At 43.0% G+C, this 6,695-nt stretch carries 5 protein-coding genes; 4 read left to right on the top strand and 1 reads right to left on the bottom strand.

Annotation, left to right across the window (positions count from 1 at the left end; translation table 11 throughout):
• The first annotated feature begins 191 nt into the window (after nucleotides 1-191).
• The 3 genes from VGA95_06820 to truA are packed head-to-tail and all read left to right on the top strand — an operon-like array spanning nucleotide 192 to nucleotide 4,877.
• Complete coding sequence (locus VGA95_06820; protein ID HEX9666257.1) at nucleotides 192-3,122, top strand: MXAN_5808 family serine peptidase; 2,931 nt, start codon at nucleotides 192-194, stop codon at nucleotides 3,120-3,122.
• A 20-nt stretch (nucleotides 3,123-3,142) separates the two neighbouring features.
• A complete protein-coding gene (locus tag VGA95_06825; GenBank protein HEX9666258.1) occupies nucleotides 3,143-4,072 on the top strand; it encodes an ABC transporter permease in 930 nt (309 codons plus the stop codon).
• Nucleotides 4,053-4,877: a tRNA pseudouridine(38-40) synthase TruA gene (gene truA, locus VGA95_06830; GenBank protein HEX9666259.1), complete on the top strand. Its 825-nt coding sequence runs from the start codon at nucleotides 4,053-4,055 to the stop codon at nucleotides 4,875-4,877. Before VGA95_06825 ends, truA begins: the two co-directional genes overlap by 20 nt.
• Nucleotides 4,878-5,040: 163 nt before the next feature.
• Here truA and VGA95_06835 read toward each other — a convergent pair whose 3' ends face one another.
• Entirely contained in the window at nucleotides 5,041-5,496 is a 456-nt protein-coding gene (locus tag VGA95_06835; protein ID HEX9666260.1) for a transposase, read from the bottom strand.
• A 210-nt stretch (nucleotides 5,497-5,706) separates the two neighbouring features.
• Here VGA95_06835 and VGA95_06840 point away from each other — a divergent pair, with 210 nt between their 5' ends.
• Nucleotides 5,707-6,465, top strand: coding sequence for a fumarylacetoacetate hydrolase family protein (locus VGA95_06840; GenBank protein ID HEX9666261.1), 759 nt, complete (start codon nucleotides 5,707-5,709; stop codon nucleotides 6,463-6,465).
• Nucleotides 6,466-6,695: the final 230 nt, after the last annotated feature.

A 6,695-nucleotide genomic window follows, 5' to 3' on the forward strand; every position in this document is an offset into this window, starting at 1 on the left:
CCAACCCCGCAGGGTTAAAGCATTTGGATCGTGTCCGGAATTGCGGTTACCGGCAATGACCTGGGTTTTTAGTCGTGAACTCCCGGCAACTGGCAACGAAAAAATTTATAGTTGATTAGTGATGTATGAGCTAGTAATATTATAGTCATTATTTTTTCGGCAAGAAATCAAAAATCAGGAGAAAATTTAGCTTGAGCAGAATCTTTCAACTTATAAAAAAATTCCACTTTCCCCTAATTGTAGTTGCACTTCTATTCTATCTCTCACTTTTTTCATCCGTTTCACAAAATTCGGAGAGCGGCAACCAGCTTAACAGCCTGGCCTTCTTGCCTAACGTAACAAAATATGTAAACAAGTACTACGTCGACAAAAGTGCGATTAATGCCAAAGCCATGCTCGTAAAGGGCATGGAAAGACTTGAAACCATGCTGGATGAAGTCCTCGTTGACTTTCCCGACGGTGAGAATAGCGAAACATTCAAGGTTCAGGTACTGAACGAATCAAAAGCTTTTAATATGGGCGACATTAGTAATTTGGATGATCTGGAGCATACGATTAAGGAGGTCTTCCAGTTTATCCAGCCTCGTCTGACATCGGATGAGCCAAAAATCCAGGACGTCGGATACGTAGTTACAGATGAAATGCTTAGAACGCTCGATCCACATTCTGGTATCATCACTCCCCAGATCTACCAGGAGTTTATGATTGAAACGGAGGGAAGCTTTGGGGGACTTGGTATTGTAATAGGGATAAGGGATGGACAGCTCACGGTGATCTCACCCATTGAAGGAACGCCCGCTTACAATGCAGGTATAAAGCCAAACGACAGGATAGTTCAGATAGAAGATCAATCGACAATAAACATGTCTCTAATCGAGGCGGTAGGAAAATTACGGGGCCGCAAGGGAACAGAGGTAACCATTTATGTAACTAGGGAGGGATTTCCCGAGCCCAAAAAATTCAGGATGGTCAGGGACACCATAAATATCCAAAGCGTCGAAGCATTCGATTTAGGTAAAGGGATCTTATACGTGAGAATCAGGGATTTTCAGAAAAACACCTTTGACAGCATAAAAGAAGCATTGCAAAACAAAAACGGCAAGGTCAAAGGCTTAATTCTTGATCTCAGGGGTAACCCGGGGGGGCTCCTTGATCAAGCGGAGAAGGTGTCAGACGTCTTCTTAAAGGACGGTGTAATAGTTATAACAAAGATAGGAGACTCTGACAAAGAATATAGTGCAAGTGAAGATGTCTCTGATTATGTCGGTGAGATAGTAGTGCTAATAGACTCGGGGAGCGCAAGCGCATCAGAGATAGTCGCGGGTGCCCTGAAGAATAATGACAGGGCAGTGCTCATAGGGCTAAGAAGCTTCGGTAAGGGCTCTGTTCAACAGATATTCGATTTAAATGATGGTTCTGCCCTCAAACTTACAATCGCAGACTACCTAACACCTGGCAATATCTCAATTCAGGACGTAGGAATCACGCCAGATATAATGCTCAATCCAGTGGTGATTTCCAAGGAGAATGTCATCTTTAACCCCTCTGATCCCTCTTCCGATAAACCGCAAACTAATTCAGATGAGAAAACAAAGCCGTTGGAGGATCCGATTTATTCCATCAAATATCTTGATAACTCGAACATCGTCAACGAAGAAGATGAGGAGATAACACCTGAAGAGGCACTGAGCAGGGAGGAAAAAATAAAGAAACTTGACGAGGACTTCTATATCGATGTTGCAAAAGAGATTATCAATTCTACTAACTCTACATCCAGGAAAGAGATACTCAATCAACTGAAAGGCGAAATTAATAGAATTTCAAAAGGGCAGGAGATAAAGATGGGGGACGCATGGAAGGATCTGGGGGTAGACTGGTCTCATTCGGAATCGGGGTCCCGTTCGCCTGACATTTCAGTAAAGGTTTTCCCAGCATTTCCCGTTGCTAAAGCAGGAGAGAAGCTCAACGTAACTGCGGAAGTAACCAATCGAGGTACGTCGCCTATTTATAGATTGGAAGCCATAACAAAATCTGACAATCCGAGTTTCGATGGAAAAGAATTCATATTCGGCAAATTAAACCCTGGTGAAAAAAGATCTTGGACCGACACCTTTGATATCCCTGAATGGGCACTCAAAAGCGAGGATGAAATCACTCTGCATTTTGGAGACGCTGAAAACAAAAAACTCAACGATTATAAATTCAAGGCAAGGGTAGAGGAGTTGCCAAGGCCATTATTTTCTTTTAATTATTCTATCATCGACGATGGACGATACGACTCTCATGGAAATGGAAATGGTATCCCGGAGTTCGGCGAGGCCATAGCACTATTGGTAAGGGTTAAGAACAGCGGCGAGGGAGTAGCAAAGAAAGGCATTGTAACACTCAAGAACAACTCGGGGGAAAAGCTATTTTTAAAACAGGGCAGATTTGAATTTGAGAACCTTCAACCAGGTGAAATGAGAGAGTCTCCTCTCAATTTTGAAGTCAAGAAGCCCGACGCAAAGATTGATTTGGAGCTTCAGATACTCGATGAAGTCCTCAAAGAGGGTTTAATGAGCAAAATCAATATCCTTGAAAGCGAAAAGGAGGCAAATTTTCTCAATAACTCGCAGAATATTGTTGTGTTAAACGATAAAACACTGATCAAGGGGGGTAGCTTTACGGACGCGCCTGTTCTGGCAATATCTGATAAGGGGGCAGGCTTCAAGACGATGGGAGAAAACGATGAATGGGTCAAAATTAAACTTAATGAAAACATGGTCGGGTGGATAAGAAAAGACGATATCATCTTCGTAGACTTTGTAAGTTCATCTTCCGACACACAGAATTTAAAAGAATATTTTGAAGGACCTCCAGTCATAAGCATTGTTGATCCGCCCCTTGCAACTGAGTCCGATACAATCACCATTAACGGTTCGGCAGAGGACGGTGATGGCGTTGCGCTGGTTTATGTTTTTTTGGATGAGGACAAAGTTATGCTACTACCCTCGAGAGAAAATAATGTTCCAATTTCCGTCAATTTAAAACTACATGAAGGGACTAATGTAATAACGTTCCTTGCAAAAGACTCAAAGGGTCTGATGGCTAAAAAGTCTTTTGTTGTAAGGAAAGAGGGCTAGACTAAGGACATGCTAACTGAATGGCCAAATTCATTCTTGGTCGGGTCTTTACAGGAGCGTTTGTTGTCATTGTCGTATCATCTATCACTTTCTTCCTGCTGAGAGTCCTTCCAGGCGGACCCTTTGATACGGAAAAGAAACTCCCTCCTCAGATTCTGATCAATATAGAGCAAAAATACAGGCTGACCGAGCCGGTATGGAAGCAATACGCTATATACATGAATAACCTTTTAACCGGTGACTTCGGGCCCTCCTACAAATACGTTGACAGGACCGCAAACGATATTATCGGGGACACGCTCCCGGTATCGATGGAGCTGGGTTTAGTCGCGCTACTAGCCTCTATCATATTCGGTACATCAATGGGAACGATTTCCGCAACCAGGCCAAGGGGATTGTTCGATTTTGTTGCGGTATCCCTATCTACCGCTCTGGTATCTGTGCCAAGCTTCGTCATAGGCGCAGTCTTAATATATGTGTTCTCTGTAAAACTGGGGTGGTTTCCCGCAGCCCTGTGGGGAGATGCTAGGCACCTTGTACTACCTGCACTGACCCTTGCCTTGGGTCCAGCCGCCTACCTGGCGCGTCTCGTTAGGGCAAGCATGCTAGAGACATCCCAAGCTACATTTATAAGAACCGCAAGGGCAAAGGGACTCAGCGAGACAAGGGTGGTCGTTAAACACATACTCAGAAATGCCCTAATTCCAGTGGTTACTGTTTTGGGTCCCATTAGCGCCTACCTGATCACTGGCTCGTTTGTAGTGGAACACATTTTTGCAATCCCCGGAATGGGGAGGTTTTTTGTTTTCGCCGTATCAAACAGGGACTACCCACTCGTAATGGGAATTACAATCGTCTATACGGTTATACTAGTCATAGCTAACCTCCTAGTAGATATACTCTATATTGTATTAGATCCGAGAATTACCTTTGAAAAAAGAAGAAAGTAGAGCTATGAGAAACATCAAGCTAACAATAGAGTACGATGGGACCAATTACCTTGGCTGGCAGAGACAGAAGAGAGGGCCTACCATACAGGAAACTATAGAAAATGCACTTGTAAAGATAACTACCCCCCATCTCATTTCCCTTCGACCTTGCTCAGGACATGCTTCCCCCACAAGGGGGGAAGGGAGCTTTGAGGTAAAGCTCATAGGATCCGGAAGGACAGACACCGGTGTCCATGCCTTGGGTCAGGTAGCAAATTTTAAGACCTCAAGCGGACTGTCGGCTTGTCAGCTTCAAAAAGCGCTTAACGCTATCCTCCCTGAAGACATCTCCATTGTAAAATGTGAGGAAGCGGATATGAGGTTTCATGCACAATTCGACGCTAAAAGTAAGACATATACCTATATAATATTGTACCGCCCATATCCCTCGGCGCTGGAGAGGCGCAGGGCCTGGCACATCCCATTCACATTGCACGTACCAGAAATGAAGGAAGCCTCAAAGGCCCTTATAGGTGAACATGATTTCAGTGCATTTGGTCTATCTACGCGCACCCTGAGATCGACCGTCAGGGAGATATTGAAGCTCGAAATAGCGTTCAGCGAAAAGGATCATCTATATTTTGAAATTGGAGCCACGGGATTTCTAAGAAGAATGGTAAGATTGGTTGTCGGGACACTTATTCAGGTAGGAAAAGATAGAATCACAGTCGAAGGCTTCAGGAGAATATTGGAATCTGGGGAAAGAACCAAATTTGTACGGCCTGCCCCCCCGTGGGGACTTTATTTGAAAGAGGTCAAATATTGAAGGGAATTTTAGACGAAATGCGGGGTTGGAAAACCCCGCCTATCGTTATTGATGACAATATCACTTATTGTGGATAGTCGGGACATTCTTGTCCCGAAATTTGGGCAAATCGTTGACATTTGATCGTCCCACCAGCAAGACTGGTGGCCTACCCTAGTTGCAATTAATCAATCATGTCCAATTGTTCTGAAAAATTCATTGATGAAAATCTGTAATCAATCGGGTCTTCAACCATACCTTTCCTTACAGGATTTGCGTGAATATAGTCTAGCTTCTCCCTGCACTTTTCCTCGGAATAAATCCCAAAATCATAGAAGCTCTTTTGCCATATGGTACCTTTGACGCCCAGACTTCTTAACTTGTAAGCGAATAAGCTCTTAATTTTTTGAATGACCGATGAGATTCCAAAGCCCTTCTTTGGCATTATCAATAAGTGAAAATGGTCTGGCATTAGAACAAACCCCAAAAGCAGAAATCCATATCTATCCCTGCAACAGAATAGATTTTTAACGAATAATTCTGCATAAATATAATTAAGGAAAATGGGATTGTTATATAACGTTTTCGATGTTACGAAGTATACGTGATTTTCAATATTATACCGTTTCAGTTTTGACACAATATAATTATAAACCCACCAGCAAGACTGGTGGGCTACCCGTCTGGGGGAGGATAGGGATGGGTGGGTTACCCGCTTTAATTAAGCGATGCTATCGCCGGGTAGGTCACGAGTCTTGCTCGTGACATTCGATTATTCGTTAAAAAAATCATTTAAATTATTGGACAGGTTACAAATTAGAATAAATATGCAAAAATAAGCAGGACCGAAATGAAATTTCTCAGATATAAAACTAAAGACGGCAAGGTAAAACACGGCTATCTTGAAGAAGGCAAAGTATTTGAGATCGTCGGAGACATCCTTGGCGAATATCATTCATCTGGTAACGAGTACGAGGTCAATGATATAAAATTCCTGGCTCCATGCTCCCCGAGTAAAATTGTGGCAGTAGGGCTTAATTACAGGGACCATGCGGAAGAACTTAAAAAGAAGATTCCTGACGAACCCTTACTCTTTATGAAGCCATCGACCTCAATAATCGGCCATGAAGATAAAATTATATACCCAAGTCACATGTCCTCACGGGTTGATTACGAGGGAGAGCTTGCAGTCGTTATAGGAAAAGAGGCAAAGTGGGTAAATGAATCTGAGGCATTTCAGTATATATTTGGATACACTTGCATAAACGATGTTACGGCCCGGGATCTCCAGGTAAAGGATGTTCAATATACAAGGGCGAAGGGATTCGATACCTTTGCTCCGATCGGGCCGGTTATAGAAACAGAAATCGATCCATCAGATTTAGAAATTTCGACATTCCTTAACGGTGAGCTAAAGCAACATTCCAGGACATCTGAAATTATTTTCAAAGTTCCTAGGCTCCTAAGCTTCATCTCAAGGGTCATGACGCTTCTTCCCGGAGATATAATCGCGACTGGCACACCATCTGGAATAGGTCCCATGAAAATTAGTGATAAAATAGAAATCAAGGTTGAAGGAATCGGGAATTTAAAGAATTATGTAGCCTAGTAATGCTCACTTTTTGCAATAATCATAATTACACAAATTCCACACGACGAGGACCGACTATAAGCACCGATTAAAATATGTGGCGGGCTAAAGCTCTCCGCTACATCTCAGAGTTCAGGACAGGTTAGGTCTCCATCCCAAATGCTTTATCGATGCGGGGTTGGAAAACCCCGCCTATCATAATTGATGACAATATTTATTATCGATAGTCGGGACATTCTTGTCCCGAT

This window comes from Thermodesulfobacteriota bacterium (assembly GCA_036397855.1).
Taxonomy (GTDB): Bacteria; Desulfobacterota_D; UBA1144; order Nemesobacterales; family CSP1-2; genus DASWID01.